This window comes from Mycobacterium sp. E2497, from assembly GCF_001668695.1.
Classification (GTDB): Bacteria; Actinomycetota; Actinomycetes; order Mycobacteriales; family Mycobacteriaceae; genus Mycobacterium.
The window spans coordinates 15781-41648 of record NZ_LZKD01000278.1 but is presented as its reverse complement, the minus strand read 5'-3'; the positions used below and the strand labels follow the sequence as shown (position 1 = coordinate 41648).

Here is a 25868-nt window from a genome sequence, read left to right as displayed (position 1 = left end):
CACCAAAGCCGACACGGTCGACTCCCTGAGCGTGCTGATGACCAAGAACCGGGTGCGCCACGTGCCGGTGCTCGACGGCAAGAAGCTGATCGGCATCGTCAGCATCGGCGATGTGGTGAAGACCCGCATGGAAGAGCTCGAGGCCGAGCAGCAGCAGCTGCATTCCTACATCACCCAGGGCTGACCCGCCGGTTCGCCGAACGTGCACTCAGGGCGAAGATTCGGCCCTTTTTTCGCCGTGGTTACACGTTCGGCGGGAGTCTTAGCTCCAGGCGTAGTCCGCCCGCAGCCGCTCGGCGATGACGTCGAAGATCTCCCGGTCCAGGATCGCGCCCTCGCGGCGAATGCTCTCTTCGGGCACGTCGAGCACCCGGTCCAACCGCACCCAGCTCGGTCTGCCCTCGTAATCCCACGCGCCGGAACCGATCCCGATCCAGTCCCGGTCCTCGGCGTGGCGCTCCTGGCTGGACACCATCAACCCGAGCAGGACGCGGCGGTCGCGACCGACCACCAGCACGGGGCGGTCCTTGCCACGGGTGGGGTCGTCCTCGTAGACCACCCACGTCCAGACGATCTCGCCGGGATCGGCCCGGCCGTCGAGGTCGGGCGCGTAGACCAGCTTGCGCGCGCGCTGCGCGGTGGGAAAGCTCGTGTTGGTCACCGGGCGGCCCGCCGCGATCGCGGGCTGTTGCGGCGCGGCGGCCGCGATGACGTTCGCGGTGATCTTGACGGCCTGTTGCAGTTCCCGCAGCACGGACTGCGAGTTCTGCACGTGCCGGGCCAGTCGCGGGGCCCGGTCGAACACCAGGTTTTCCGCGAACCGCTGGAACGTCTTCCACTGGGATTTGCGGGCAGACGCCATATTCGCAGCATAGACGCGCCGCGCCCGGGCGCGATTGTGTCCGAGTAGGTCTCGGCGGCCGGCCCTGGATACCCTGGACATACCCATGAGCCGGTGTTCAAGCGGCCGCAAGCATGTGCAGACCAGGAGATTCCCATCAGCAGTTTCGCCGACAAGACCTTCACCGCGCCGGCGCAGATTCGGAACTTCTGCATCATCGCCCACATCGATCACGGCAAGTCCACGCTGGCGGACCGGATGCTTCAGCTCACCGGCGTCGTCGATGAGCGGTCAATGCGCGCGCAATACCTGGACCGGATGGACATCGAGCGGGAGCGCGGGATCACCATCAAGGCGCAGAACGTGCGGCTGCCGTGGCGCGTCGATCAAACCGATTACGTCCTGCACCTGATCGACACCCCGGGCCACGTCGACTTCACCTACGAGGTGTCCCGCGCGCTGGAGGCGTGTGAGGGCGCGGTGCTGCTGGTCGACGCCGCCCAGGGCATCGAGGCGCAGACGCTGGCCAACCTCTACCTGGCGCTGGACCGCGACCTGCACATCATCCCGGTGCTCAACAAGATCGACCTGCCCGCGGCCGACCCCGAGCGCTACGCCGCCGAACTCGCCCACATCGTCGGCTGCGAACCCGGCGACGTGCTGCGGGTGTCCGGCAAAACCGGGGAGGGCGTCGCCGACCTGCTCGACCATGTGGTGCGCGAGGTGCCCCCGCCGCAGGGCGACGCCGACGCGCCCACCCGCGCGATGATCTTCGACTCCGTCTACGACATCTACCGCGGCGTGGTGACCTACGTCCGGGTGATGGACGGCAAGATCGTCCCGCGTGAGCGGATCAAGATGATGTCCACCGGCGCCACCCACGAGTTGCTCGAGGTGGGCATCGTCTCGCCCGAACCGAAGCCCAGCGAGGGCTTGGGAGTGGGTGAGGTGGGTTACCTGATCACCGGCGTGAAGGACGTCCGCCAGTCCAAGGTCGGCGACACGGTGACAACGGCCCGGCACGGCGCCACCGAGGCGCTGACGGGTTATCGCGAACCCAAGCCGATGGTCTACTCGGGCCTGTATCCCGTGGACGGCTCCGACTACCCGGACCTGCGTGATGCGCTGGACAAGCTGCAGCTCAACGACGCGGCCCTGACCTACGAGCCAGAAACGTCGGTGGCGCTGGGCTTCGGGTTCCGGTGCGGCTTCCTGGGCCTGCTGCACATGGAGATCACCCGCGAACGCCTGGAACGCGAGTTCGATCTGGACCTGATCTCGACGTCACCCAACGTCGTCTACCGCGTCATCAAGGAAGACGAGACGGAGATCATCGTGACCAACCCGTCCGATTGGCCCGAGGGCAAGGTCCGCACGGTTTACGAGCCCGTCGTCAAGACCACCATCATCGCGCCCAGCGAGTTCATCGGCACCATCATGGAGCTTTGCCAGTCGCGCCGCGGCGAGCTGGGTGGCATGGACTACCTCTCACCCGAGCGGGTCGAACTGCGCTACACCATGCCGCTCGGCGAGATCATCTTCGACTTCTTCGACTCGCTGAAGTCGCGAACCCGCGGCTACGCCAGCCTCGACTACGAGGAGGCCGGCGAGCAGGAGGCCCAACTGGTCAAGGTCGACATCCTGCTGCAGGGCGAGGCCGTCGACGCGTTCAGCGCGATCGTCCACAAAGACGGGGCATCGGCGTACGGCAACAAGATGACCACCAAGCTCAAAGAGCTGATTCCGCGCCAGCAGTTCGAGGTGCCGGTGCAGGCGGCCATCGGATCGAAAATCATTGCCCGCGAGAACATTCGGGCGATCCGCAAGGACGTGCTGTCCAAGTGCTACGGCGGGGACATCACCCGCAAGCGCAAACTGCTGGAGAAGCAGAAGGAGGGCAAGAAGCGGATGAAGACCATCGGGCGGGTCGACGTGCCGCAGGAGGCCTTCGTGGCGGCGCTGTCCACCGACGCCGCGGGTGAGAAGGGCAAGAAGTAGCCGTGATGCTCACGCGGGCCGCTGCCGTGGCTGGTATCGGCCTGCTGAGCACCGGGTGCGTCACGACCGTCACCGGCACGCCCACGCGCGCCGGGCATCTCGGCGGAGCAGCGCTGCCGCTCGAGCAAATCCTGCCGGACACCGAGGAGGTCAGCGCGGCCGTCGGCAACCAGCTGCCGCCACACGCCCCCGCGTTGGTTGGAGATATCGATATGCTGCCCAACGGGATTCGCGACAGCGGCGGCGCCGCACCCATCGAATGTCTCGGGCTCGTCGCGCCGGCGATGCGCATCGTCTACGAACCCGGCCACGTCCGTGCCGTCGCGACGGAGGACTACTGGAACTACGACTCCGGCGTGGCGGTGTCCAGTGCTACGGCGGCGGCGATCAAGCTGGCGTCGCCGGCCGACGCGCAACGGCTCTTCGCGTCGTTCGTCACGCAATGGCAACGCTGTGAGGGCGTCACCGTCACGATGTACACCCACGACTCGAGCAACACCGAGTTGTATTCCAAGGCGACCGGTATCCGCGTGGACGGGCCGGTCCTGTCGGCGACCGTCAGCGCGTGGGACAACCATCACACTGGGCCGGCCCCGGACGAGCGGGCCGTGGGCGTGCGCGCCGATGTCGTCGCCGACGTCAAAGTCGCCGACGGCCCGCATGTGCAAGCCGGGAGCAGGGCCATCGACGTCGTCGAGGCGATGTTGCGAAAAGTCTCGACCAACAACTGATGAGAACCGGCCGCATCGTCCTCGCCTGCCTGGCCGTCGTAGCGCTGGCCACCGGCTGCACCGTCGCCGGCACCGCGCGCCCCGCGCCGGGTTTGAAGCCCCACCCGGTCACCGGGCAGGCCGTCAAGAAGGTGCTCCTCGACGACGGCGAGCTGTCGAAGCTGCTCGGTCAGTCCTTCGTGGCCAAGACCGAACTTCCGGGGCGCTTCGGCGGGCCCGAGGTGTTGCCGCCCGCGTTCGGGGCGGTCTCACCCCTCAACTGCATCGGCGTCACCTCCATGATGGTCAAGAACGCCTACCAATCCGGCGACGTCAAGAACGCGGCGCGGGAGACGTGGTGGAACCTGCGCGGGCCGGCGAAGGTGATCAGCGTGGCCGAGGGCGTGGTCGCCCTGTCCAGCGCCGGTGGGGCCGCCGCGTTGTTCCAGCAGTTCACCCAGCAGTGGCGCGACTGCGACGGCACCACCGTGACCATCGGGCGTCCCAGCATCATCACCGACCGCCCCGCAATCGTCTTCTCCGACAACATCTCCGACGTGCGCGTCACCGATTCGGTTGTGGGTGCGACCCTTTCGATCGATACCCAGTTGCCCGGCCTACCGTCCAGCGGACCGCGCCCCGAAGCGCGCGCGCTCGGCATTCGGGGGAACTGCCTCGTCGAAGTCGACGTCGCGTTCTTCGGCGCGACGCAACCGAGGGACGAGGGAACCGGTGACGTACACCACAGCGCCATCGACATCGCGCACGCGCTGATGGACAAGGTCAGCGCGTTGAGCTGACGCGCAGCTGGCACCAGGCTGGGACTTTTCTGGGGTTGGGCTGTGTTGACGTGTACGTGCCGTCTTGGTGGTGTCGCGAAACCTAAACTCGGTGGGGGTGAGAGGTAGCCGAAAAGCGCATGGGAAGTATTCGTCGCATTGAAGTGCCGCGGCCCGCGTCTGTCGCCGCGTTGTCCGATAAGCGCCGCGGTCGGGGTCGACGTTGGTGTGCGGCAGCGCTTCTGGTCGTCTTGATGTCGGCGACGGGTTGCTCCGTCACGGTCGCCGGCGCGGCGCGGCCACCAGCGAACCTCACGCCGCGATCCCTCGACGGGCAGGCCCTCAATCGGGTGCTGTTGGGCAGGAGCGCGCTATCCCGCATCGTCAAGCAACCGCTGGAGCCCGACCCGCGTTTCCCGCCGCTTGTCGGGGGCCCCGAGCTGTTGGCGGGTACGGGCACGGGGTGGTCCGACAGTTGCCTCGCAGTGGCGGTGATGATGCAGGCGGGTGCCTACCGGTCCGCCAACGTGAAAGGCTTTGCGCTCACGACCTGGCGGCCCGATGCCGGGTCCGCCGTGACGGTGACCAGGGTGCAAGAGGCCGCGATCAGCTTGCCCACCGCCGCCGTAGCCAACGCCCTGTTCGCCACCGTCTCGAGGCAGTGGCAGGAATGCGACGGTAAGACGGTGCCCATTTCGGGCGGAAGTCTGCCGCTGAAAGTGCAAGTCAGTCACGTACAGAACGCCGTTTCCGTTGTCGCTGCGACGATTTCGATGCGATGGAACACACCCACCCTGTTCTCGCCCCCATCGCTTCCCGCCGCCAGGGCCGTCGGCGTGCGGGACAACTGCCTGATCGAAGTCGAAGTCGACTTCTTCGGCACACCCGGCGCGTCACCGGACGCGCAGGGGGACGTGAACTCCAGCGCGCTGGACATCGCCCAAGTCATGCGGGACAAAGTGAGCGCACTGAGCTGACCCGCCACCACACCAACGGCGGCGACCCGCTTCGCCCGGCCTGACGGCCGCGCTCGCGATCGCGACTACAGCAACGGCGGCGACCCGCTTCGCCCGGCCTGACGGCCGCGCTCGCGATCGCGACTACACCAACGGCGGCGACCCGCTTCGCCCGGCCTGACGGCCGCGCTCGCGATCGCCGCTCCTACATCGGCGCGTTGGCCGGCTGGAACATCCCGGACCCGTCGGCCTCCTCCTCGGCGCGAATCACGTGCACCACGGCGTTGATCAACGCCAGGTGGGTGAACGCCTGCGGGAAGTTACCCAGATGCCGGCCGGTCCGCGGCTCGATCTCCTCGGCGTAGAGGTGCAACGGGCTGGCGTAGGACAGCAGCCGCTCGCACAAGCGCTTGGCCCGCGCCACCTCGCCGATCTCCACCAGCGCCGACACCAGCCAGAACGAGCAGATCGTGAACGTGCCCTCCTCGCCGGCCAGCCCGTCGTCGGTCTGCTCGACCCGGTAGCGCAGCACCAGGCCTTCCTGGGTGAGCTCGTCGGCGATGGCCAGCACCGTGTTGCGCACCCGGGGGTCGTCGGGCGGCAGGAAGCGGGTCAGCACCACCAGCAGCAGCGAGGCGTCCAGCGCGTCGCTGCCATAGCGCTGGGTGAACACCCCGCGGGAATCCACCCCGTGCTCCAAAATGTCCTGCTTGATCTCCTCGGCGATGGCCCGCCACTGCTGGGCATAGCTCTTCTCGCCCTGGCGCTCGGCGAGTTTCGCCCCGCGGTCGAGCGCCACCCAGCACATCACCTTCGACGACGTGAAGTGCTGGGGTTCGCCACGGACCTCCCAGATGCCCCGGTCGGGCTCCCGCCAGTGCTTGATGGCCTCTTCCACCTGCTTCTTCAGCACCGGCCACAGGCTCTCCGGGATCTGTTCGCGGGACTTGCAGTGCAGGTAGAACGAATCGAGGATCGAGCCCCAGATGTCGTGCTGGACCTGGTCGTAGGCGCCGTTGCCGATGCGCACCGGCCGCGCATGGTCATAACCCGACAGGTGGTGCAGCTCCTCTTCGACCAGGCTGCGTTCGCCGCCCACGCCGTACATCACCTGCAGCGGGTGCCGTTCGTTGCTGTTGGCGCCGGAGACGTCGGCGATGAACGCAAAGAAGTCGTCTGCCTCGCGGTCCAGACCCAGCGTGTAGAGGCCCCACAACGCGAACGTCGAATCACGCACCCACGCGTAGCGGTAGTCCCAATTGCGTTCGCCCTGCGGCGTTTCCGGCAGCGACGTGGTCGCGGCCGCCAGCAGCGCCCCGGTGGGCGAGTACGTCAGGCCCTTCAACGTGAGCGCGCTGCGCTGCAGGTACGCCCGCCAGGGGTGGTCGGGGAAGTTGCCGATGTTGATCCACTGCCGCCAACACTCGGTGGTCTGCCACATCTTGTCCGCGGCCTCTTCGTAAGTCTGCGGTGCAGGGTGCTTGGTCCAGCTCAGGGCGACGAACACGTCGTCCCCCTCCTTCATCCGCGTGCGTGCCCGCGCTTCGCGCCCCTCCAGCCCGATCCGCAGGTTCGTGGTGAGCCGCAGCGTCGGGTGGGCGTCGGGCTGCTTGGCGGCCCGCGCGATGGCCTCGCCGTAGGCGTTGGCCGAGTATTCCCAGGTGGCACCGACGCGGTGGTAGTCGAACGCCGGCTCGCAGCTCATCATCAGCTCGACGGTCCCGCTGACGCAGCGCACCGTGCGCAACAGGATGTGCTCGGCGTCCCAGTCCATCGGGGTGCGGCGATGGGTCCGCGATCGGCGCTCGATGTCGTGCCACGGTCCCATCACCAGCGCGTCACGCACGATCAACCACCCGGTGTGGGTTTGCCACGTGGTCTCCATGATCAGGCTGCCGGGCAGGTAGCGGCGGGCCGAGGGCACCGAGACGCCGTAGGGCCCGAGCCGGAAGTGGCCGGCGCTGCGATCCAGGATGGCACCGAACACGCTGGGGGAGTCCGGCCGAGGCACGCACAGCCATTCGACCGATCCCGCGGGGGAGATCAGGCACGTCGTCTCCCAGTCCGACAGAAACGCGTAGTCGGCGATCGGCGGAAACGGGTTCCGCAGTGCCGCGCTGGAAGCGAGCGGCGCCGGCGCGCTGAAGTCGATGGGCGAGGGCAGGACCGCCGGGGCCGCCTGGAACGCCTCCTCGGGCATGGCGTCGGCGGGCTGGTCATCGGGCTGGGCGTGCAAAACCATCCCGACATCATCATCTGTTGAGCGGCCCGGCGTCCATTCTTTCGCCCACGTGGCGTCCGTCTGGTTCAATCTCGGCGTCGGGCAAACCCCGGCGCGTGCTCGGGCAGCGGACCGATGGCAACGAGGTAGCCGGCCAGCCGCCCCATCGCCGCGGACCGGCCCACCAGCCGCACACCCAGGGGCGCGCGATGTTCGTTTCCGCTGACCGCCGCGGCGATCACGTTGGCGTGGATCACCCGTTGTGCCGTCTGCAGCAGCACCGTGGGAAGCCAACGACGCGCCTGCACGCGCGCCAACCGCCAGGTGGGCACCCGGCCCGCGTGCAACGCGCCCGCCAGGATGCGCGCGGCGGCCACCGCGTCGGCCACCGCAAGGTTGATCCCGACGCCGCCGACCGGTGACATCGCGTGCGCGGAGTCGCCGATGAACAGGACGCCGCCGGCATACCAGCGTCGAAGCCGATTCAGTTGTACGTCAAGCAGTTTCACGTCATCGAACGACGTCAGCGTCTGCACGCGGTCTCCGAGCCAGGGCACCATGCCGACCAGCGCCCGGTGCAGCGATTCGATGCCTTGCGACCTCAGCCGGGCGTCGGTCCCCTTCGGGATGATGTAAGCGATCTGGTAGTAATCGCCGCGGTCGATCACGATGACCGCGTGTCCGGCCCGCAGCACGCCGGCCAGTCCGCGTGGGTCGCCGGGTTGGCGGGGCAGCCGGAACCACCACACGTCCATCGGCGCGCCGAAACTGCGCGGATCCAGGCCCAGCGCCGAACGCACCGTGGACGAGCGACCGTCGCAGGCCACGGTCAGCTCGGCGCGCATGCTTTTCGCCTCACCGGCCTGGTCACGGTAGGTGACGCCGACGACTCGGTCGGCGTCGCGGATGACGCCGGTGACCTCCGTGCTGCGCAACAGCCGGAAGGTCGGCTCGGCCTCCGCGGCGGTGGCCAGCAGCTCCAGGAAGTCCCATTGCGGCACCAGGGCGATGTGCTTGTGCGCGCCCGGGAGGCGGGTCAGGTCGAGCGCCAGCGGCGCGTTCTGTATCTCCATGTGGACGGTGTCGATGAGCCGATGCGGAATCTGCGCGAACCGCCCGCCCAATCCCAGTTCGTCGAGCAGTCCCAGGGTGCTCGCGTGCACCGTGTCCCCGCGGAAGTCGCGCAGGAAGTCGGCGTGCTTTTCCATCACCGTGACGTCAACACCGGCGCGGGCCAGCAGCAACCCCAGCACCATGCCCGCCGGGCCCCCGCCGGCGATGAGGCAGGCCGTCGACTCGGGCGCGGACGACGGGGCAGCCATGCGCCGATCTTGGCACATTGGTTTTCCGGCGCAAGGCCGAATAGGGTGAGCCCGTGACCGCGTTCCTGAATTGGTGGGACGGCAACGAGCTGTGGCTTTCCGGGCTCGCTTTCGTACTCCAGGCCATGGTGGTGATGCCGGTCGTGCTCTTGGTCGCCGCGGTCACGGCGGGCCTGCTCGATGGGTTGCTCGGCAAGGGCATCGCCCTGATGCGTCGTGCCCGCCACGCCGGTGAGGCGCCCGGGTAGCGCTCATGCCTCGGTCACACGTGACGTTGATTCTCGTCGCGCTCGTGGTACTGGTGATCGTCGCGTGGTTGCTGACGCACTGAGCATGCAGGCCGCCCGCCAGGCACTCGAGCGGTGGCGGCCCCACCGATTCCTGTTAGGCTTCCCGCCATGCAGGTGACATCGGGTGTCGTGGAGCGCCATGTCTTCGTGCACTGTTGTCGCTGACTGCCAAACCCGTGTGCGGTCTGGTATGGGGTTTGTGATATCTCCCGTCGGATAAGGCGCCTTTCCGCAGCATCGGGACCGCTGTCTCCTTAAGTCCCCGTCCTGGAAGGCCCGAATGCTCAACGACATCGCACCCCGTTGGCGGTCGATGGTCACGTTCGCCCTGACCGTCGCTGTCGTGGCCGGGTGCAGCGGCGGTCCCAGCGATGTCGTCGGCGGGGGCGGGCCGGCCAACGCGCGCACGAGCATCACGCTGGTCGCCTATTCGGTCCCAGAACCCGGCTGGAGCAAGGTGATCCCGGCGTTCAACGCCGCCGACGAGGGCAAGGGCGTGCAGGTGATCACCTCCTACGGCGCCTCCGGTGACCAATCACGCGGTGTCCTCGACGGCAAGCCGGCCGACATCGTGAACTTCTCCGTCGAACCGGACATCACCCGGCTGGTGAAAGCCGGAAAGATCTCGAAAGATTGGAATACCGACGCCACCAAAGGAATTCCGTTCGGGTCGGTGGTGACGTTGTTGGTGCGCAAGGGCAATCCGAAGAACATCAAGGACTGGGACGATCTGCTGCGGCCTGGCGTGGAGGTCATCACCCCCAGTCCGCTGAGTTCGGGGTCGGCCAAGTGGAATCTGCTGGCGCCGTATGCGGTCAAGAGCGAAGGCGGCAGCAACCCGCAGGCCGGCGTCGACTTCATCAGCAAGCTGGTGCACGAACACGTCAAGCTGCGTCCGGGTTCGGGACGGGAGGCTACCGATGTGTTCGTCCAGGGCAGTGGGGACGTGTTGATCAGTTACGAGAACGAAGCGATCGCGACGGAGCGTGCGGGCAAGCCGGTCGAGCACATCAACCCGCCGCAGACGTTCAAGATCGATAATCCGGTCGCGGTGGTGAGCACCAGCGCACACCTGGACGCCGCGGTCGCCTTCAAGAACTTCCAGTACACGGCCACGGCGCAGAAGGTGTGGGCGCAGGCCGGCTTTCGGCCGGTCGACCCGGCCGTCGCGGCCGAGTTTCGCGGCCAATTCCCGGCGCCGGCGAAACTGTGGACGATCGCCGACCTCGGGGGTTGGTCGACGACGGACCCGCAGTTGTTCGACAAAACCACCGGCAGCATCACCAAGATCTATACGCAGGCCACGGGATGACGGCCGCGCTCACGCCCGGTCCCCGGGCGGTCGGGCCCGAGCTGGGTGGCGACGGGCGCCGCCCGGCGGACGGCCGGCGGGCGTCCCGCGGGAACGCGACCTCTTTGCGGGTGGGCGTGGCCACGCTGTGGCTCTCGGTCATCGTGCTGCTGCCGCTGGCCGCCATCGCGTGGCAGGCCGCCGGCGGCGGCTGGCACGCGTTCTGGTTGGCGGTCACCTCCAACGCCGCCGTGGAGTCGTTCCGGGTGACGCTGACCATCTCCGCCGGGGTCGCGTTGGTGAACCTGGTCTTCGGTCTGGTCATCGCCTGGGTCCTGGTGCGGGACGACTTCTTCGGCAAGCGGCTGGTCGACGCGATCATCGACCTGCCGTTCGCGCTGCCCACCATCGTCGCCAGCCTGGTGATGCTGGCGCTCTACGGCAACAACAGCCCGGTGGGTCTGCATCTGCAGCACACGGCGTGGGGCGTGGCGGTGGCGCTGGCCTTCGTCACCCTGCCGTTCGTGGTGCGCGCGGTGCAGCCGGTGCTGCTGGAGATCGATCGGGAGACCGAGGAGGCGGCGGCGTCGTTGGGTGCCACCGCTCCCAAGATCTTCACCTCGGTCGTGCTGCCGTCGTTGACGCCCGCGCTGATGTCCGGTGCGGGCCTGGCGTTCTCGCGCGCGATCGGCGAGTTCGGGTCGGTGGTGCTGATCGGTGGCGCGGTGCCCGGCAAGACCGAAGTGTCCTCGCAATGGATACGGACCCTGATCGAGAACGATGACCGCACCGGCGCCGCCGCGATATCCATCGTGTTGCTGTCGATCTCGTTCGTCGTGCTCTTCCTGCTGAGGGTCGTGGGTGGGCGCGCGGCCAAGCGTGAGGAGCTGGCCGCGTGACGCTGAGTCCCAGGGTCCGATACCTGATCCGATTCATCGCGCTCACGTACCTTTTCGTTCTGCTGGTTGTCCCGGTGGCCCTGATCCTGTGGCGGACCTTCCGGCCGGGGTTGGGTCAGTTCTTCGACTGGGTGAGCACGCCCGCGGCGATATCGGCGCTGAACCTGACCTTGCTGGTCGTCGCCATCGTGGTGCCGCTGAACGTGGTTTTCGGCATTCCGACCGCTTTGGTGCTCGCCCGCAACCGGTTTCGTGGCAAGGGCGTGCTCCAGGCGGTCATCGATCTGCCTTTCGCGGTGTCGCCGGTCATCGTGGGCGTGGCCCTGATCCTGTTGTGGGGTTCGGCCGGCGCGTTCGGCTTCGTCGAGAAGGACCTCGGGTTCAAGATCATCTTCGGGCTGCCCGGCATCGTGCTTGCCAGCATCTTTGTCACCCTGCCGTTTGTCGTCCGGGAGGTGGAACCGGTGCTGCACGAACTGGGCACCGACCAGGAAGAGGCCGCCGCAACGCTGGGATCGGGCTGGTGGCAGACCTTCTGGCGGATCACCCTGCCATCGATCCGATGGGGCCTGACCTACGGCATCGTGCTGACCGTCGCGCGCACCCTCGGCGAATACGGTGCCGTCATCATCGTGTCGTCGAACCTGCCGGGTAAGTCGCAAACCCTGACGTTGCTGGTGTCGGATCGGTACAACCGCGGCGCCGAGTACGGGGCGTACGCGCTGTCCACGCTGCTGATGGGTGTTGCGGTGTTGGTCCTGATCTTCCAAGTGATTCTGGATGTCCGCCGAGTACGAGCGGCGAGGTAGGCCTGACATGGAGACTCGTAGATGACTGACGACAACAACGGCCCCGTCGACCACGCGATCGTCGTGCGCAACGCCTACAAGCGCTACGGCGACTTCGTGGCCTTGGACAACGTCGACTTCGTCGTGCCCTCCGGTTCGCTGACGGCACTGTTGGGTCCCAGCGGTTCCGGTAAATCGACCCTGCTGCGTGCCATCGCCGGGCTCGACCAGCCCGACAGCGGAACGATCACGATCAACGGCTCGGACGTCACGCGGGTGCCGCCGCAGCGACGGGGCATCGGTTTCGTGTTCCAGCACTATGCGGCGTTCAAGCACCTCACCGTTCGCGACAACGTCGCCTACGGGCTGAAGATCCGCAAGCGGCCCAAGGCCGAGGTCAAGGCCAAGGTCGACAACCTGCTGGAAGTGGTGGGGCTGAGCGGATTTCAAAACCGCTACCCCAACCAGCTCTCCGGTGGCCAACGACAGCGGATGGCGCTCGCGCGGGCCCTGGCCGTCGACCCGCAGGTGCTGCTGCTCGACGAGCCGTTCGGCGCCCTGGACGCCAAGGTGCGTGAGGACCTGCGCGCGTGGTTGCGCCGCCTGCACGACGAGGTGCACGTGACCACGGTGCTGGTCACCCACGACCAGGCGGAGGCCCTGGATGTCGCCGACCGGATCGCCGTGCTCAATCACGGTCGCATCGAGCAGGTGGGATCGCCGACCGAGGTCTACGACGCGCCGGCGAACGCCTTCGTGATGTCGTTTCTCGGGGCGGTGTCCACCCTGAACGGGAATCTGGTTCGGCCACATGACATCCGGGTGGGCCGCAACCCCGAGATGGCGATTGCGGGCGGGGACGGCACCGCGGAATCGATCGGGGTGGTGCGCGCCACCGTCGACCGCGTGGTCGTGCTCGGCTTCGAGGTGCGGGTGGAATTGACCAGCGCCGCCACCGGCGGCCCCTTCACCGCGCAGATCACCCGCGGCGACGCCGAGGCGCTGGCCCTGAGCGAGGGCGACACCGTCTACGTGCGCGCGACCCGAATGCCGTTCATCGCCGATCAGGCGACGGCCGACCGCGGCGACGGCCCCGCCGGCGAAGATCAGACCACGCTGACGCCGGCCTGAATCAAGCGATTTCGCCGGCTACGCGTGCAGCCCGCACTCGGTCTTGGCCAGCCCCTGCCAGCGCCCACTGCGCGGGTCCGCCCCGGCCAGCGGTTTGGCCGTGCACGGTTCGCAGCCGATGGACGGATACCCGTCGTAGACAAGCGGATTGACCAGCACACCGTGCTCGTCGATGTAGTTCTGCATGTCCTCGTCGGTCCACGTCGCCAGCGGGTTGATCTTCACCAGCTTGAAGCCCTCGTCGAAACCGATCACCGGGGCGTTGGCACGCGTCTTGGCCTCGCTGCGGCGCAGCCCGGTCACCCAGGCGGAGTACCCGCTCAAGGCTCGGCGCAGGGGCACGACCTTGCGCAACCGGCAGCACTCGCCCGGATCCCGGGAGAACAGGTTCTTGCCCAGCAGCTGGTCCTGCTCGGCCACCGTCTGCTCGGGCGTGATGTTCAACACGTGAATGTCGTACACCGATTCGACCGCGTCCCGGGTTCCGATGGTTTCGGCGAAGTGGTAGCCGGTGTCCAGGAAGACGACCGGCACACCCGGCCGGACCTTGGACGCCAGGTCTATCAACACGGCCTCCTGCATGCTCGACGTCAGCACGTAGTTGCAGGTGGCCCAGCCGCGCGGCCCGTTGACTCCGCCGAAGGTCTCGTCGGTCCAGCGCAGAACCTCGATGGCGCTGGCGCCCTCGAGCTCCGCGGCACCCCGCGCCGCCAGGTCCCGCAGTTGCGCCTCGGTCCGTTTCGTTGCTTGTCCACTCATCGTAAATCGTCCTCATCTGCCCGAATCGCCCACTGCGCGAACCGTTCTCCCGCACTGCGGTGTTTGATGAAGTTGCGTACCACCCGATCGATGTAGTCACCCAGCTCGTCGCTGGTGACCTTGTGCTGGCGCAGCTTTCGCCCGAATCCGCTGTCCAGCCCGAGGCTGCCCCCCAGGTGCACCTGAAAGCCCTCGACGGAGCCCCCATGACCGTCGTCGACCATTTGGCCCTTGAAGCCGATGTCGGCCACCTGAATTCGCGCGCACGAGTTAGGACAACCGTTGATGTTGACCGTGATCGGCACGTCGAGCGCGGCGTTGACGTCCTCGAGCCGGCGTTCCAGCTCGGGGACCAAGACCTGCGCCTTGCCCCGGGTTTCGGCGAACGACAGCTTGCAGTATTCGATGCCCGTGCACGCCATCAGGTTTCGCCGCCAATGCGAAGGCGTGGTCTGCAGCCCGAGCGCCTCCAGGCCTGCGAGCACCTCGTCGAGTTTGTCGTCGGCGATGTCGAGGATGACCAGCTTCTGGTACGGGGTGAACCGGATCCGGTCGGAGCCGGCCCGGTCCATCAGGTCGGCGACCGCCGAGAGGATGGTGCCCGAGACCCGGCCGGCGATCGGAGCGGCCCCGACCGCGTTGAGCCCGTTCTTGAGCCGTTGCACCCCGATGTGATCGATCGGATGCTTGAGCGGCTCGGGGGCCGGGCCGTCGATCAGCGGCCGCTTGAGGTACTCCGTTTCGAGCACCTCGCGGAATTTTGCTATGCCCCAGTCCTTGATCAGGAACTTCAGCCGCGCCTTGGACCGCAGCCGGCGGTAGCCGTAGTCGCGGAATATCGAGGTCACGGCCTCCCAGACCTCGGGCACCTCGTTCAGCGGCACCCAGGCGCCGACCCGCTGGGCCAGCATCGGGTTGGTGGACAGGCCGCCGCCGACCCACAGGTCCAGGCCGGGCCCGTGCTCGGGGTGGTTGACCCCGATGAAGGCGATGTCGTTGATCTCGTGCGCGACATCCTGCAGACCCGAGATTGCGGTCTTGTACTTGCGCGGCAGGTCGGCGAAGTCCGGCCTGCCGATGTAGCGGCGCACGATCTCGTCGATCGCCCAGGTGGGGTCGATTACCTCGTCGAGCGACTCACCGGCCAGCGGCGAACCCAGGATGACGCGGGGGCAGTCACCGCACGCCTCGGCGGTCTGCAGGCCGACCTCGGCGAGGCGCCCCCAGATTTCCGGGACGTTCTCGACCTCGATCCAGTGCATCTGCACGTTCTGCCGGTCGGAGATGTCGGCGGTGTCGCGACCGAACTCGGTCGAGATGTGGCCGACCGTGCGCAGCGCCGCGGCCGACAGCGCGCCGCCGTCGCAGCGCACCCGCATCATGAAGTACTTGGCCTCGAGCAGATCGGCGTTCTCGTCACCGGTGAATGTGCCGTCGTAGCCCTGTTCGCGTTGGGTGTAGAGCCCCCACCAGCGAAAGCGCCCGCGCAGGTCACTCTTGTCGATGCTGTCGAACCCGGCCTTGGCGTAGACATTCTCGATGCGCTCGCGCACGTCGAGGGGGGCGCCGGCCTGCTTCATCTCTTCGTTGGGATTGAGCGGTGCCCGGTCTCCCAGCGCCCACTGGCCCTCGTTGCGGGCCTTGTTCGGGGACCCAGCGGGTCGGGCGGTGGTCATTGGAAAAGGTCTCCTTTTCGACATCGCAGGCATGAAAGCGCAGCTCACCGGTGGTATCGGCGGCGCAGATCCGATGCCAGCTGGACGTACAGGTGGGCGGGTCTACGACATCAAGGGAGACAGCAACAGCTGCAAACACGCTTGAGATCAATGTGCCGCCGCGCCACGAGCGCAATGCGAAGGCTGGGCTGAGCGACGGTCACGCACCCATTGTGCCATGCCCGATCGGGGCCCATGTCACCAGGTCAAATATCGGCTCACGGTGAGCGAAACCCCGATTAAATCGGCCGCCCCGGTAAGAACACCCGGAATTTCGTCGGCCGGATTGACCCCCGGCCGCGACGGGCGCACCGTGGGAAGATTTGGCATGGCACTTCGCGAGGAACCGGTCGAGCTGCCCGATCTGCAGCCCGTCCCCGGGCGCCCGTTCGGGATGTACATCCATGTTCCGTTCTGCATAACACGTTGCGGCTATTGCGATTTCAACACCTACACTCCTGCCGAGTTGGGTGGCGTGAACCCCGACGCCTGGCTGGCGGCGCTGCGGACGGAGCTGAAGCTGGCCGCCGAGCGGCTTTCCGGGCCGACGGTGAACACGGTGTTCGTCGGGGGAGGGACACCGTCGCTGTTGGGCGGCACGCGGGTGGCGACGATCCTGGACATGGTGCGCGAGCACTTCGCGCTGGCACCCGACGCCGAGGTCACCACCGAGGCCAACCCCGAGTCGGCCTGGCCGGACTTCTTCGACGCCGTCCGGGCGGCCGGCTATACGCGGGTGTCGCTGGGCATGCAGTCGGTGTCACCGCGGGTGCTGGGGGTACTCGACCGCATCCACACGCCGAACAGGTCGGCGGCCGCCGCCCGCGAAGCGTTGGACGCCGGCTTCGAACACGTCAGCCTCGACCTGATCTATGGGACGCCGGGGGAGTCCGACGACGATCTGCTGCGCTCGGTCGACACGGCGATCGACACCGGTGTCGATCACGTGTCCGCCTACGCGCTGGTCGTCGAGGAAGGGACCGCGCTGGCCCGGCGGGTGCGGCGCGGCGAGCTGGCGGCCCCCGACGACGATGTGCTGGCGCACCGCTACGAGTTGCTCGATGCCCGGCTGTCCGAGGCCGGCATGTCGTGGTACGAGGTGTCCAACTGGTCGCGGCCAGGCGGTGAGTGCCGACACAACCTCGGCTATTGGGACGGTGGTCAGTGGTGGGGCGCAGGGCCGGGAGCCCATGGCCACGTCGGCGCCACCCGCTGGTGGAACGTCAAGCATCCCAACGCCTACGCGGAGACGCTGGCCGGTGCCGCATTGCCGGTGGGCGGATTCGAGCGGTTGGACGCCGACGCCCTGCACACCGAAGACGTGTTGTTGAAAACCCGACTGCGCCAGGGGCTTCCGCGCGCAGTGTTGAGCCCCGTCGAACAAGAGCGCGCCCAAGGTGCGGTCGCGGACGGGTTGCTGGTGTCCGACGCCGACCGGTTCGTCCTCACACCGCGCGGACGGCTGCTGGCCGACGCGGTGGTGCGCACGGTCCTGGGCTAGTACTCAACTCGCCGGAAACCAGTGCGCGACTGCCCGATTGATCTCGATGTAGAGCGGAATCCCGATGGTGACGGTGTAGGAGAACGTCAGACCCAGCGCCGCCGCGAGTGGCAGCGTCGGGCTCGCCTCGGGGATGCCCAACCGCTGGACCGCGGGAAGCGTGATGTAGGACGCCGAGCTGCACAAGACCGCGAACAGCACATAGGTACCCGGCTGAAAGTGGGTGTCCGTGAGGTTCGCGTAGCAGTAGGCGCCCACGATACCCAGTAGCGCAAACAAGTTGGGCGCCAACAAACCGAAGACGATGAACCCGCTGCCCGCCAGTCTGAGATCCCGCAGCTTGCGGGACGCCGTCATACCCATCTCGAGCAGGAACAAACACAGCACCCCCTGAAACGCCGCGACGAAAAGCTCGTTCTGGTCGTGCACCACCTTCTGGCCCTGCAGCGCGCCGATGAAACCGATGGCGATACCACCGACGAGGAGGATCAGTCCGGGGTTGAGAAACACTTCCTGCAAGATCGCGCCCGACATCAGTGGTGCGTTCTTGCGCTGCGGGTTGGCCTCGTGCCACTCGGGATGCTCTTGCTTTTCCAGCGAGAGGGCCAGCTCCTCCTCGATCCCGCGTTCGACGTCGTCGTCTCCCTCGGCCCGTTCCCGCTGCTCGGCCACTCCCGGCCCCACCGCTACGGGTGCGGTGTAGCCGTGTTCGTCCGGCATGAACCCGGCCTCGTCCATCCCCCGGTGCCGCAGCCGGGCCACCAGGTAGAGCGCCACCAGACATCCGGGAATCTCCATGAACGCCAGCAGGACCGGCATGTAGGCGTCGAAGGCGATCCTGAGGCCGGCCAGGACGGCAACGCAGGTCGCGAAGGTGCCCGCCGAGTCGGATCCGTAGTAGCCGGCGACCGCCGCCCGGTCGACGCGCCGCAGCCGGGTCAGGTATCTGAGCAGGAAGTAGGTGAGCGCGCCGACGACGACGTTCAGCGCGAAGCCCAGAGCGACGAACCCGGCGATGTTGTCGATGTCGGCCGGTTTCACCTTCGCCAGTTCCTCACCGCCCTGCCAGCCGATGGCCACCAGCAGGTACATGGTCAGGCCCTGATAGATCACATAGGGGAATTCGAATCGCACCTTCAGGATCGGGATCAGGAACCCGAAATAGAAGAACAGCAACAGCGGCTTGAAGAGATTGTGGATGAAGTTCTGCCACAACTCGTAGAGCATGTACGCCTCCCGGCGACGCAGTCGGGCCCTGCGCGGGACGGCAACCGACGCGCGGCGTCACCGAACTTAGTGGAAACCCGCCGGTTCGGGGGGCCCGACTCGACCCGTCTTTACGAACAATTAACAACGAGCGGAATCGGACGACACCCGGCGGGCCACCGGAACACGTCAAAGGCGCTGTGGTCCAGGATGATTCGGCGGTCCCGACGATCGCCCGGCGGGCGCGAACCCTAGAACCAGTGGGCTATCAGCCGGTTGACCTCGATGTAGAGCGGGATTCCGATGGTGACGTTGTAGGAGAACGTCAGACCGAGCGATGCGGCCAACGGCAGGGTGGGGCTGGCTTCGGGGATCGCCAGCCGCTGGACAGCCGGGACGGCGATGTAGGAGGCCGCGCCGCAGAGCACCGCGAAGAGCACGTAGGTGCCAGGCTTGAAATCGGCATGGGTGAGTGAGGAGTAGATGTGGGCGATCAGGATGCCGAGGGGAGCAAAGATGTTCGGGGCCAGCAGGGCGAAGAAGATGAAACCGGGGCCGGCCGTTCGCAGGTCCTTCAGCTTCCGGGAGGCGGTCATGCCCATTTCGAGCAGGAACAAACAGAGAACGCCCTGGAAGGCGAGGACGAAGAACTTGTCGTCGTCGGCGACCACCTTCTGGCCCTGCAACCCACTCACCAGGCCGATGATGATGCCACCCATCAGCAGGACGAGCCCAGGGTTGAGGAACACCTCCTGGAACAGCTCCCGGGAGAAGATGGGCGGCTTTTTGCCGGCGGTGTGAGGGGGGCTCTCGGGCTCCCAGTCCGGATGATCGAGCTTTTCCAGGGAGAGCTCCAGCTCCTCCTCCAGCCCGCGCTCGTGCTCGGCCTCCTCGAGGCTCTGGCCGTGCGGAGGCATGGCTGCGGCGCCGGGCCCGACGGCCACCTTGACCGGCGCGATGTAGCCCGGCTCGTCCTCCATGTTCCCGGCCGCGTCCATCCCGCGGTGACGAAGGCGCGCCACGAAATACAGCGCCACCAGACAGCCCGGAATCTCCATGACCGCCAACATGACCGGCATGTAGGCGTTGAACGCCATGCCGACGGCCGTCAGGACGGCCACGCAGGTGGCGAACGTCCCCGCCGAGTCCGACCCGTAATACCCGGCGACCGTCGCCCGGTCGATTCGTCGAAGTGAGGTCAGCCAATTCAGCAGCAGGTAGGCGATGCCGCCGATGACGAAGTTGAGCACGAAGCCCAACACCATGAAGCCCACGATCACCCCGACGCTGCCGGCGCTGATCTTGGCGAGTTCCTCTCCGCCGTGCCAGCCGATGGCCAGCAGCAGGTACATCGTCAGACCCTGATAGATCACATAGGGGAATTCGAATCGCACCTTCAGGATCGGAATGAGGAACCCGAAGTAGAAGAAGAGCAGGAGCGGCTTGAACAGGTTGTGGGTGAAGTTGAGCCAAAACTCTTGCAGCATCCGATGCCTTCCTCGATGAGTGCGGTGATCAGGGAAAGCACCGTCCGCAAGCGGAGCCACCACGAACATCCCGACGACCGTGCAAAATTTATCCCCGCAGGTGTCAAACCGCCACTCGAATGCAAAGCACGACGTTTAAGCGTGTCGGACCGATCTGAGGCGGCCGAAGGCGGCTAATCTGCCTGGTCAGAGGCCCGCGCGTGGCGCCCTCGCGAGCGTGGGCCGGCGCCGAGGCAGGCGTGGATTTGGTGTGAAGGTCCTGTGTATTTGCTGTGGGCCCAATAGGGGGTCAATGATTCGACGAAATCAGCGACGGCCGCACCCCGACGCCCTTCTTCCGGTGCGTCACCGACACCCACGCCATTGGCGAGTAATGGGTGGTGATTTCCTCGAATCCGTCGACGCGGGAAACCGCGAGCACGCCCGTATCCTGATTGATCTCGAGTTCGTCCCCGTCGCCACCCTGAACCTCTTCGCCGTTCGCGAGGCGGATTACGAACATGGTGTTCCTCTCGAAATGGTTGGCCGGCACTGAGCGATCAGGCGGGTCGATTCACGATGCGCCCGTCGTCCGGCCGAAGCAACCCTCGAACGTCCGCGCAGGAGTTCATGACGCCACTCCTTTACACGCGCCGACGGAGCTGTCCAGCCACCGCACCCACAGGGGTCCCCCGGCCAGCGGGTTCACACGGTTAGACACCGATTTTAGGAGACATCACCGCCGGCCGGCCGGGCGCTGTGCGGCCGCGACGTAAACGGTCGGGAAACGTTTGGTGTCTCCGATGTCCTGGTGGGCGGGGGCGGGCCGTCGTCGACGGCCCCCGTCGCACCCTGCCAGCTGCGGAAACGGGAAACCGACCGGGCGCCGAGGTCCGGGTGCGCGCGTTGGCGGGGGGATGGCCGGCGCTTTAACTCGACGGGAGTTTTGGCTGGCGGGCGGGGCGCGATCGACCGTGGCGGGGATCGGCCGTCGCGCCGTTAGATAGGTTAGGCTACATTTACTAACCGTGACCGAGGTCAGCGTTCAGACGAGTTCCGCCGGCTCCACGTCGTCACCGATTCCGCTTCCCGAGCACGTCGACCCGGCCGACTTGGCCGCAGAGCTGGTCGCACGGCTGCCCGAGCGGGTCGGCGAGGAGTACGTCCTGTATGAGCGCAGTGGTCAATGGGTGCTGGGCAGTGGTGTGCGCGCGATGGTCGAGCTCGACAGCGACGAGGTGCGCGTCATCCGGGACGGGGTGACCCGGCGGCAAGAGTGGTCGGGGCGGCCCGGCCCCGTTCTCGGCGAAGCCGTCGACAGGCTGTTGCTCGAGACCGACCAACTCCTCGGCTGGATTGCGTTCGAGTTCGGTGTGTACCGCTATGGGCTGCAACAGCGGCTGGCGCCACGAACGCCGCTGGCCCGCGTGGTCTGGCCGCGCACTCGCATCGTGGTGACCCGGGAGGAGGTGCAGCTGTGGGGCGCGACCGCGGTTCATCGCGATACGGTTCTCGGCTTGCTGGGCGACGGTGTGCCCGACGCGGGGAAGGCTCGCGCCCTTGATGTTGCCGCCGACCCTTCGGGCTACCGCGATCGGGTGGCGTCCGCCGTCGGCGAGATCGCGGCGGGCCGCTACCACAAGGTGATCCTCTCCCGCTGTCTGGAAATCCCCTTCGCGCTGGACTTTCCGTCCACCTACCGGCTGGGTCGCCGACACAACACCCCGGTGCGGTCGTTCCTGTTGCGGCTGGGCGGGATTCGCGCGCTCGGCTACAGCCCCGAACTCGTCGCGGCCGTCCGCGACGACGGGATGGTCGTGACCGAGCCCCTGGCGGGCACCCGCGCGCTGGGCCGCGGTGTGGCGCGCGACCGGCAGGCGCGCGACGATCTGGAATCGAATTCCAAGGAGATTGTCGAGCATGCGATTTCGGTGCGGAGCTCGCTGCAGGAGATGACCGAGATCGCCGCACCCGGCAGTGTGGCGGTCACCGACTTCATGACGGTGCGGGAGCGCGGGAGCGTGCAGCACCTCGGGTCTACGGTCAGGGGGCGGCTGGATCCGTCGAACGACCGGATGGACGCGCTGGAAGCGCTTTTCCCGGCCGTCACCGCATCGGGCATCCCGAAAGCCGACGGCGTCGAAGCGATCCTGCGTCTCGACGAGAGCCCGCGCGGACTGTATTCGGGAGCGGTCGTGATGTTTTCGGCTGATGGCGGCCTGGACGCGGCGCTGACGCTGCGGACGGCCTACGAACGCGACGGCAAGGCCTGGCTGCGAGCGGGCGCCGGCATCATCGAAGAGTCCACGCCCGAGCGCGAATTCGAAGAGACCTGCGAAAAGCTGTCCACTCTCGCGCCGTATCTGGTTGCGCGCCGCTGATCGTCTGACCGGTGGTGGCGAAGGTCACCGCGGCGCACTGAGCCCCTTTCCGCCATAGGGACCTTTGGCCCTAGTTGGCGCAGTTTCCGGCGTGTCATCTTTATGTAACCGTATGACACAGATACATTGTGCGTTACTTGACGGCACACATAACTGGAGGGCTTTGTGTCCAAAGATCTGACAAACCTGCAGCTACTCCACGAGCTGGAGCCTGTGGTCGAGGGTCTGCTCAACCGCCACCTTTCGATGTTCAAAGAGTGGAATCCACACGACTACGTCCCATGGTCCGACGGCAAGAACTTCCATGCGCTGGACGGTCAGGACTGGGAGCCCGGAGACACCCGGCTGCCCGACGTCGCGCAGGTCGCGATGGTGCAGAACCTGCTGACAGAGGACAATTTGCCCTCGTATCACCGCGAGATCGCGATGAACTTCAGCATGGACGGCCCGTGGGGGCAGTGGGTCAACCGCTGGACGGCCGAGGAGGCCAGGCACAGCACGTCGCTGCGCGACTACCTGGTGGTCACCCGCGCCGTCGACCCGGTGGCGTTGGAAAAGCTGCGCATGGAGCAAATGACCCGAGGCTTCAGCCCGGGGCAGAATCAGCAGGGCGACATGTTTGCCGAGAGCTTGTTCGACGCGGTGATGTACGTGTCGTTTCAGGAACTCGCCACCCGCGTTTCCCACCGCAATACGGGTAAGGCCTCCCAGGACCCCATCGCCGAGCGGCTGATGGCCAGGGTGTCCCACGACGAGAACCTGCACATGATCTTCTACCGGGACGTCAGCGCGGCGGGCCTGGACATCGCCCCCAACCAGGCGATGAAGTCGGTGCACCGGATCTTGCGCAACTTCAAGATGCCCGGGTTCACAGTGCCGGAGTTCCGGCGCAAGGCGGTGGTCATCGCCGTCGGCGGCGTCTACGACCCGCGCATCCATCTGGACGAAGTGGTGATGCCGGTGCTCAGAAACTGGCGCATCTTCGAACGCGAAGACTTCAGCGGCGAGGCCGCGCGGATGCGCGACGATCTGGCGGTGCTGGTCAAGGAGCTCGAGCAGGCCTCCGACAAATTCGAGGAGTCCAAGCAGCGCTATCTCGAGCGCGAGGCCCGCAAGACCGAAAAGATCACCGCGCGGAAAGTGCTTGAGACGGAGGGGCGGCTGACCCTGAGCGGACACTGAGGCGTGACGTTCAGGCCGACGAGCTGGACTCCAGATAGTCGGACAGGATGCGGCTCACCAGTGACTCGATGTTGGACTCGATCGACGACGCGAGTGTGGCGGTAACGGTGGCCACGGCTTGAGTCCGGAAGCGCACCAGCATCGTGATCAGCTCGGCGATTTCGGCATCCGCCGGAAGGGGCTCACCCGGCTTGATGCGATCCAGCACGTGCTCGGCCCCGGCGCGCACCAGCAGATCGCTGATCTTGTCGATTTCGGGCACGATCTGCTCGTGTAGGTCGATCAGTTTTTCCAATTTGACGCCGTAGCCACGGATTTCGTTGAACGCTTCGATCAGTTTCGGACGGGTGACCGTGGCGAGGTCCCCGTCGACCCGGATGACTTGCAGCGCCACCAGGCGCTGGAAGGCCTCCGGATCGTCGACGAGTCGCTGCGCGTCGACAAGCGGCATGGTCTCTGGCTTCTCGGTGGTCCAGGTGCCCACGATCGCCGTCTCCAGGCCGAGCACGTCGCCGAGATTCTTGCCTTCTTCCCAGGCGCTGAGCATTTCGCGTACGTGCGCGATGGTGTATCCGCGGTCCAGCATCGAGGTGATCAGCCGCAGCCGGGTCAGATGGGTGTCGTTGAACAAGGCGATGCGACCGACGCGCAACGGCGGGGGGAGCAGCCCGCGATCGCGATAGACCCGGATGTTGCGGGTGGTGGTGCCGGCAAGCCGGGCCAGGTCGTCGATCCGGTATTCGCCGGATGCGGGGTCGCCGTGGGGATGACGGACCGCCGCGTCGAACAGCTGCGAGACCGCCGTCTCGATCAATTGCCGGTATTCGCGCGACTGGCGCCGAACGCGCTTGGGCGCGCGCCGCACATTGTGCAGCACGCTGGCGATGGTGCCGGGTTCGGCTCTCGGAGAACGGTCGAGCGGGCGGTCGGGTGCCATGCGTTCAGCCCGGCGAGACGGCAGGCGCGCGCCGCGCCACCGCTTGGTAATCCTGGTAGCGGAAATCCCTCATCTGGCGAAGATACTGCGTCGCGAAACCCGGGTACATCGAGCCGTTGTATCCGTCCTTGGTGAGGTACCAACTGCGGCAGCCGGACATCCACGTCGTCTTGGTGAGGCGTCGCTGGATGTTGTCGTTGTGGCGGCGCTGGGCGCCTTCTCGCACATCGAGATAGCGCAGGTCGTTGTCGAGAACGGCGGTGACGCCACGCACCGCGTACTCCAGCTGACCCTCGATGTAGACCAGCAGCGAGTTGTGGCCCGGCCCGGAGTTGGGTCCGGTCATGACGAACAGGTTGGGATATCCGTGCACGTTGATGCTCTTGTAAGCCTGTGCGCCGCCGGCCCATTCGTCGGCCAGGGACCGGCCGCCGAGCCCGGTGATCGCGAAGGGGGGTCCGGTCAGATGGACGTCGTAGCCGGTGGCGAACACGACGCAGTCGACGTGATGCTCGATACCGTCACTGGTGCGGATGCCGGCCGGGCTCATCGTGGCGATCGGCCAGTCGATGAGCTTGCAGTTGTCGCGCTGCAGGGCGGGGTAATAGTCGCTGGAGACCAGCATGCGCTTGCACCCCGGGCGGAAGTCCGGCGTCAGCTGGCGCCGCAGCCACGGGTCCTTCACCTGCGCCCGCAGGTGCGCCCGCCCGAGCCGCGCGGCCAGCGAGGTCAGCGGCGTGTCCCACACCAGAGCAGTCGCGCTGGCCTCGTGGCCCCAGAACAAGGCCTGACGCGCAAGTAGCTGGGCCGCAGGGACTTTGGCGAACAGGGCTTGCACGGCCGGCGGGGTGACGGCGTCGAGGCGCGGCAAGACCCAGCACGGCGTGCGCTGGAAGACCTTGACGAACCCGGCCTGCTTCACCAGTTCGGGGATGATCTGGACCGCGCTGGCGCCGGTGCCGATGACGGCGACGCGTTTGCCCGCGAAATCGTAGCCGTGGTCCCAGCGGGCGCTGTGCACCTTGTGTCCGCGATAACTGTCCAGGCCGCGAATGTCGGGGAAGCTCGCGTCCGACAGCGGACCGGAGGCCAGCACCACGGTGCGCGCGCGGAACCGCTTGCCGCCCTTGGTGGTTGCGGTCCAGATCCCGGCACCCTCGTCGAAGGTCAGATGGCTGACCTCGTGGCCGAACCGGATGCGGCGGCGGATGTCGAATCTGGTCGCCATGTCCTCGAGGTGCCGGCAGATCTCCGGGGCCGGGGAGTAGGTGCGCGACCAGGCCGGGTTCCTGACGAACGAATACGAATACAGCAGCGAGGGAACGTCACAGCTGGCACCGGGATAGGTTGTGTCGCGCCAGGTTCCGCCGACCCGGTCGCCTCGCTCCAGGATCACGACGTCGTCGACCCCGGCGTCGGCCAGTCGAATGGCCGCTCCCAGGCCGGTGAAGCCGGCCCCGATGATGAGCACCGCGTGGGCGCGGTCGGTTGTCAT

General features: G+C 66.8%; 23 protein-coding genes and 1 pseudogene. 13 read left to right on the top strand and 11 right to left on the bottom strand.

The window, feature by feature from the left end; all coding sequences use genetic code 11:
- A partial coding sequence (locus A5713_RS25955) for a CBS domain-containing protein (RefSeq protein WP_156751751.1) occupies positions 1-184 on the top strand: 184 nt, incomplete at its 5' end.
- 78 nt (positions 185-262) lie between these two features.
- Here the strand turns inward: A5713_RS25955 and A5713_RS25950 are convergent.
- Entirely contained in the window at positions 263-862 is a 600-nt protein-coding gene (locus A5713_RS25950; protein ID WP_068099114.1) for a type II toxin-antitoxin system PemK/MazF family toxin, read from the bottom strand.
- Here A5713_RS25950 and lepA point away from each other — a divergent pair.
- The 4 genes and pseudogenes from lepA to A5713_RS25930 all read left to right on the top strand — a co-directional run bounded on the left by lepA (position 844) and on the right by A5713_RS25930 (position 5305).
- A pseudogene (gene lepA, locus A5713_RS25945) lies at positions 844-2839 on the top strand (translation elongation factor 4). The gene A5713_RS25950 and the pseudogene lepA sit on opposite strands and share 19 nt — an antisense overlap.
- Before the next feature lie 5 nt (positions 2840-2844).
- The gene (locus tag A5713_RS25940) at positions 2845-3570 is read left to right on the top strand and encodes a sensor domain-containing protein (protein ID WP_068099119.1); all 726 of its coding nucleotides are present in this window, start codon (positions 2845-2847) and stop codon (positions 3568-3570) included.
- Positions 3570-4349, top strand: a complete 780-nt coding sequence (locus tag A5713_RS25935; protein ID WP_067918720.1) for a sensor domain-containing protein — start codon at positions 3570-3572, stop codon at positions 4347-4349. Before A5713_RS25940 ends, A5713_RS25935 begins: the two co-directional genes overlap by 1 nt.
- A gap of 233 nt (positions 4350-4582) precedes the next feature.
- The gene (locus A5713_RS25930; RefSeq protein WP_068099113.1) at positions 4583-5305 is read left to right on the top strand and encodes a sensor domain-containing protein; all 723 of its coding nucleotides are present in this window, start codon (positions 4583-4585) and stop codon (positions 5303-5305) included.
- A gap of 184 nt (positions 5306-5489) precedes the next feature.
- On the opposite strand, the gene A5713_RS25925 is transcribed toward A5713_RS25930, so the two are convergent.
- Positions 5490-7526, bottom strand: a complete 2037-nt coding sequence (locus tag A5713_RS25925) for a glycoside hydrolase family 15 protein (RefSeq protein ID WP_067918716.1) — start codon at positions 7524-7526, stop codon at positions 5490-5492.
- A gap of 65 nt (positions 7527-7591) precedes the next feature.
- Positions 7592-8827 (bottom strand): FAD-dependent oxidoreductase, encoded by a 1236-nt coding sequence (locus A5713_RS25920; protein ID WP_068099112.1) that lies wholly within the window; start codon positions 8825-8827, stop codon positions 7592-7594.
- Positions 8828-8880: 53 nt separating this feature from the next.
- On the opposite strand from A5713_RS25920, the gene A5713_RS25915 reads away from it, so the two are divergent.
- From A5713_RS25915 to A5713_RS25895, 5 genes are all read left to right on the top strand, one after another.
- Entirely contained in the window at positions 8881-9075 is a 195-nt protein-coding gene (locus tag A5713_RS25915) for a hypothetical protein (RefSeq protein ID WP_067918713.1), read from the top strand.
- 322 nt (positions 9076-9397) lie between these two features.
- A complete protein-coding gene (locus A5713_RS25910; protein ID WP_067918712.1) occupies positions 9398-10429 on the top strand; it encodes a sulfate ABC transporter substrate-binding protein in 1032 nt (343 codons plus the stop codon).
- The gene (gene cysT / locus A5713_RS25905) at positions 10426-11307 is read left to right on the top strand and encodes a sulfate ABC transporter permease subunit CysT (RefSeq protein WP_068099111.1); all 882 of its coding nucleotides are present in this window, start codon (positions 10426-10428) and stop codon (positions 11305-11307) included. Before A5713_RS25910 ends, cysT begins: the two co-directional genes overlap by 4 nt.
- The gene (gene cysW / locus A5713_RS25900; protein WP_067918708.1) at positions 11304-12116 is read left to right on the top strand and encodes a sulfate ABC transporter permease subunit CysW; all 813 of its coding nucleotides are present in this window, start codon (positions 11304-11306) and stop codon (positions 12114-12116) included. Before cysT ends, cysW begins: the two co-directional genes overlap by 4 nt.
- Before the next feature lie 21 nt (positions 12117-12137).
- The gene (locus A5713_RS25895) at positions 12138-13226 is read left to right on the top strand and encodes a sulfate/molybdate ABC transporter ATP-binding protein (protein WP_067918706.1); all 1089 of its coding nucleotides are present in this window, start codon (positions 12138-12140) and stop codon (positions 13224-13226) included.
- An 18-nt stretch (positions 13227-13244) separates the two neighbouring features.
- On the opposite strand, the gene A5713_RS25890 is transcribed toward A5713_RS25895, so the two are convergent.
- From A5713_RS25890 to A5713_RS29800, 3 genes are all read right to left on the bottom strand, one after another.
- Positions 13245-13985 carry a phosphoadenylyl-sulfate reductase gene (locus tag A5713_RS25890; RefSeq protein ID WP_067918704.1) on the bottom strand — a complete coding sequence of 247 codons (741 nt, stop codon included), beginning with the start codon at positions 13983-13985 and terminating at the stop codon, positions 13245-13247.
- Positions 13982-15661, bottom strand: a complete 1680-nt coding sequence (locus A5713_RS25885; RefSeq protein WP_068099110.1) for a nitrite/sulfite reductase — start codon at positions 15659-15661, stop codon at positions 13982-13984. Before A5713_RS25885 ends, A5713_RS25890 begins: the two co-directional genes overlap by 4 nt.
- 110 nt (positions 15662-15771) lie before the next feature.
- Positions 15772-15897: an Ms4527A family Cys-rich leader peptide gene (locus A5713_RS29800; RefSeq protein WP_369804534.1), complete on the bottom strand. Its 126-nt coding sequence runs from the start codon at positions 15895-15897 to the stop codon at positions 15772-15774.
- A 131-nt stretch (positions 15898-16028) separates the two neighbouring features.
- Between A5713_RS29800 and hemW the strand changes: the two genes are divergently transcribed.
- Positions 16029-17201 carry a radical SAM family heme chaperone HemW gene (gene hemW, locus A5713_RS25880; protein WP_068099109.1) on the top strand — a complete coding sequence of 391 codons (1173 nt, stop codon included), beginning with the start codon at positions 16029-16031 and terminating at the stop codon, positions 17199-17201.
- A 3-nt stretch (positions 17202-17204) separates the two neighbouring features.
- Here the strand turns inward: hemW and A5713_RS25875 are convergent, their stop codons facing one another.
- The 3 genes from A5713_RS25875 to A5713_RS25865 form a co-directional block, all read right to left on the bottom strand.
- The gene (locus A5713_RS25875) at positions 17205-18428 is read right to left on the bottom strand and encodes a sodium-dependent bicarbonate transport family permease (RefSeq protein ID WP_067918698.1); all 1224 of its coding nucleotides are present in this window, start codon (positions 18426-18428) and stop codon (positions 17205-17207) included.
- Positions 18429-18658: 230 nt separating this feature from the next.
- A complete protein-coding gene (locus tag A5713_RS25870) occupies positions 18659-19894 on the bottom strand; it encodes a sodium-dependent bicarbonate transport family permease (protein WP_067918696.1) in 1236 nt (411 codons plus the stop codon).
- A 289-nt stretch (positions 19895-20183) separates the two neighbouring features.
- The gene (locus A5713_RS25865) at positions 20184-20396 is read right to left on the bottom strand and encodes a hypothetical protein (RefSeq protein WP_068099118.1); all 213 of its coding nucleotides are present in this window, start codon (positions 20394-20396) and stop codon (positions 20184-20186) included.
- A 505-nt stretch (positions 20397-20901) separates the two neighbouring features.
- Here A5713_RS25865 and A5713_RS25860 point away from each other — a divergent pair.
- Both A5713_RS25860 and A5713_RS25855 read left to right on the top strand, forming a co-directional pair.
- A complete protein-coding gene (locus tag A5713_RS25860) occupies positions 20902-22254 on the top strand; it encodes a salicylate synthase (RefSeq protein ID WP_068099108.1) in 1353 nt (450 codons plus the stop codon).
- Between the two features lie 165 nt (positions 22255-22419).
- Positions 22420-23436 carry an acyl-ACP desaturase gene (locus tag A5713_RS25855; RefSeq protein ID WP_067918692.1) on the top strand — a complete coding sequence of 339 codons (1017 nt, stop codon included), beginning with the start codon at positions 22420-22422 and terminating at the stop codon, positions 23434-23436.
- Between the two features lie 10 nt (positions 23437-23446).
- Here the strand turns inward: A5713_RS25855 and A5713_RS25850 are convergent, their stop codons facing one another.
- A complete protein-coding gene (locus A5713_RS25850) occupies positions 23447-24373 on the bottom strand; it encodes a MerR family transcriptional regulator (protein WP_067918691.1) in 927 nt (308 codons plus the stop codon).
- 4 nt (positions 24374-24377) lie between these two features.
- Complete coding sequence (locus A5713_RS25845) at positions 24378-25868, bottom strand: flavin-containing monooxygenase (RefSeq protein WP_369804533.1); 1491 nt, start codon at positions 25866-25868, stop codon at positions 24378-24380.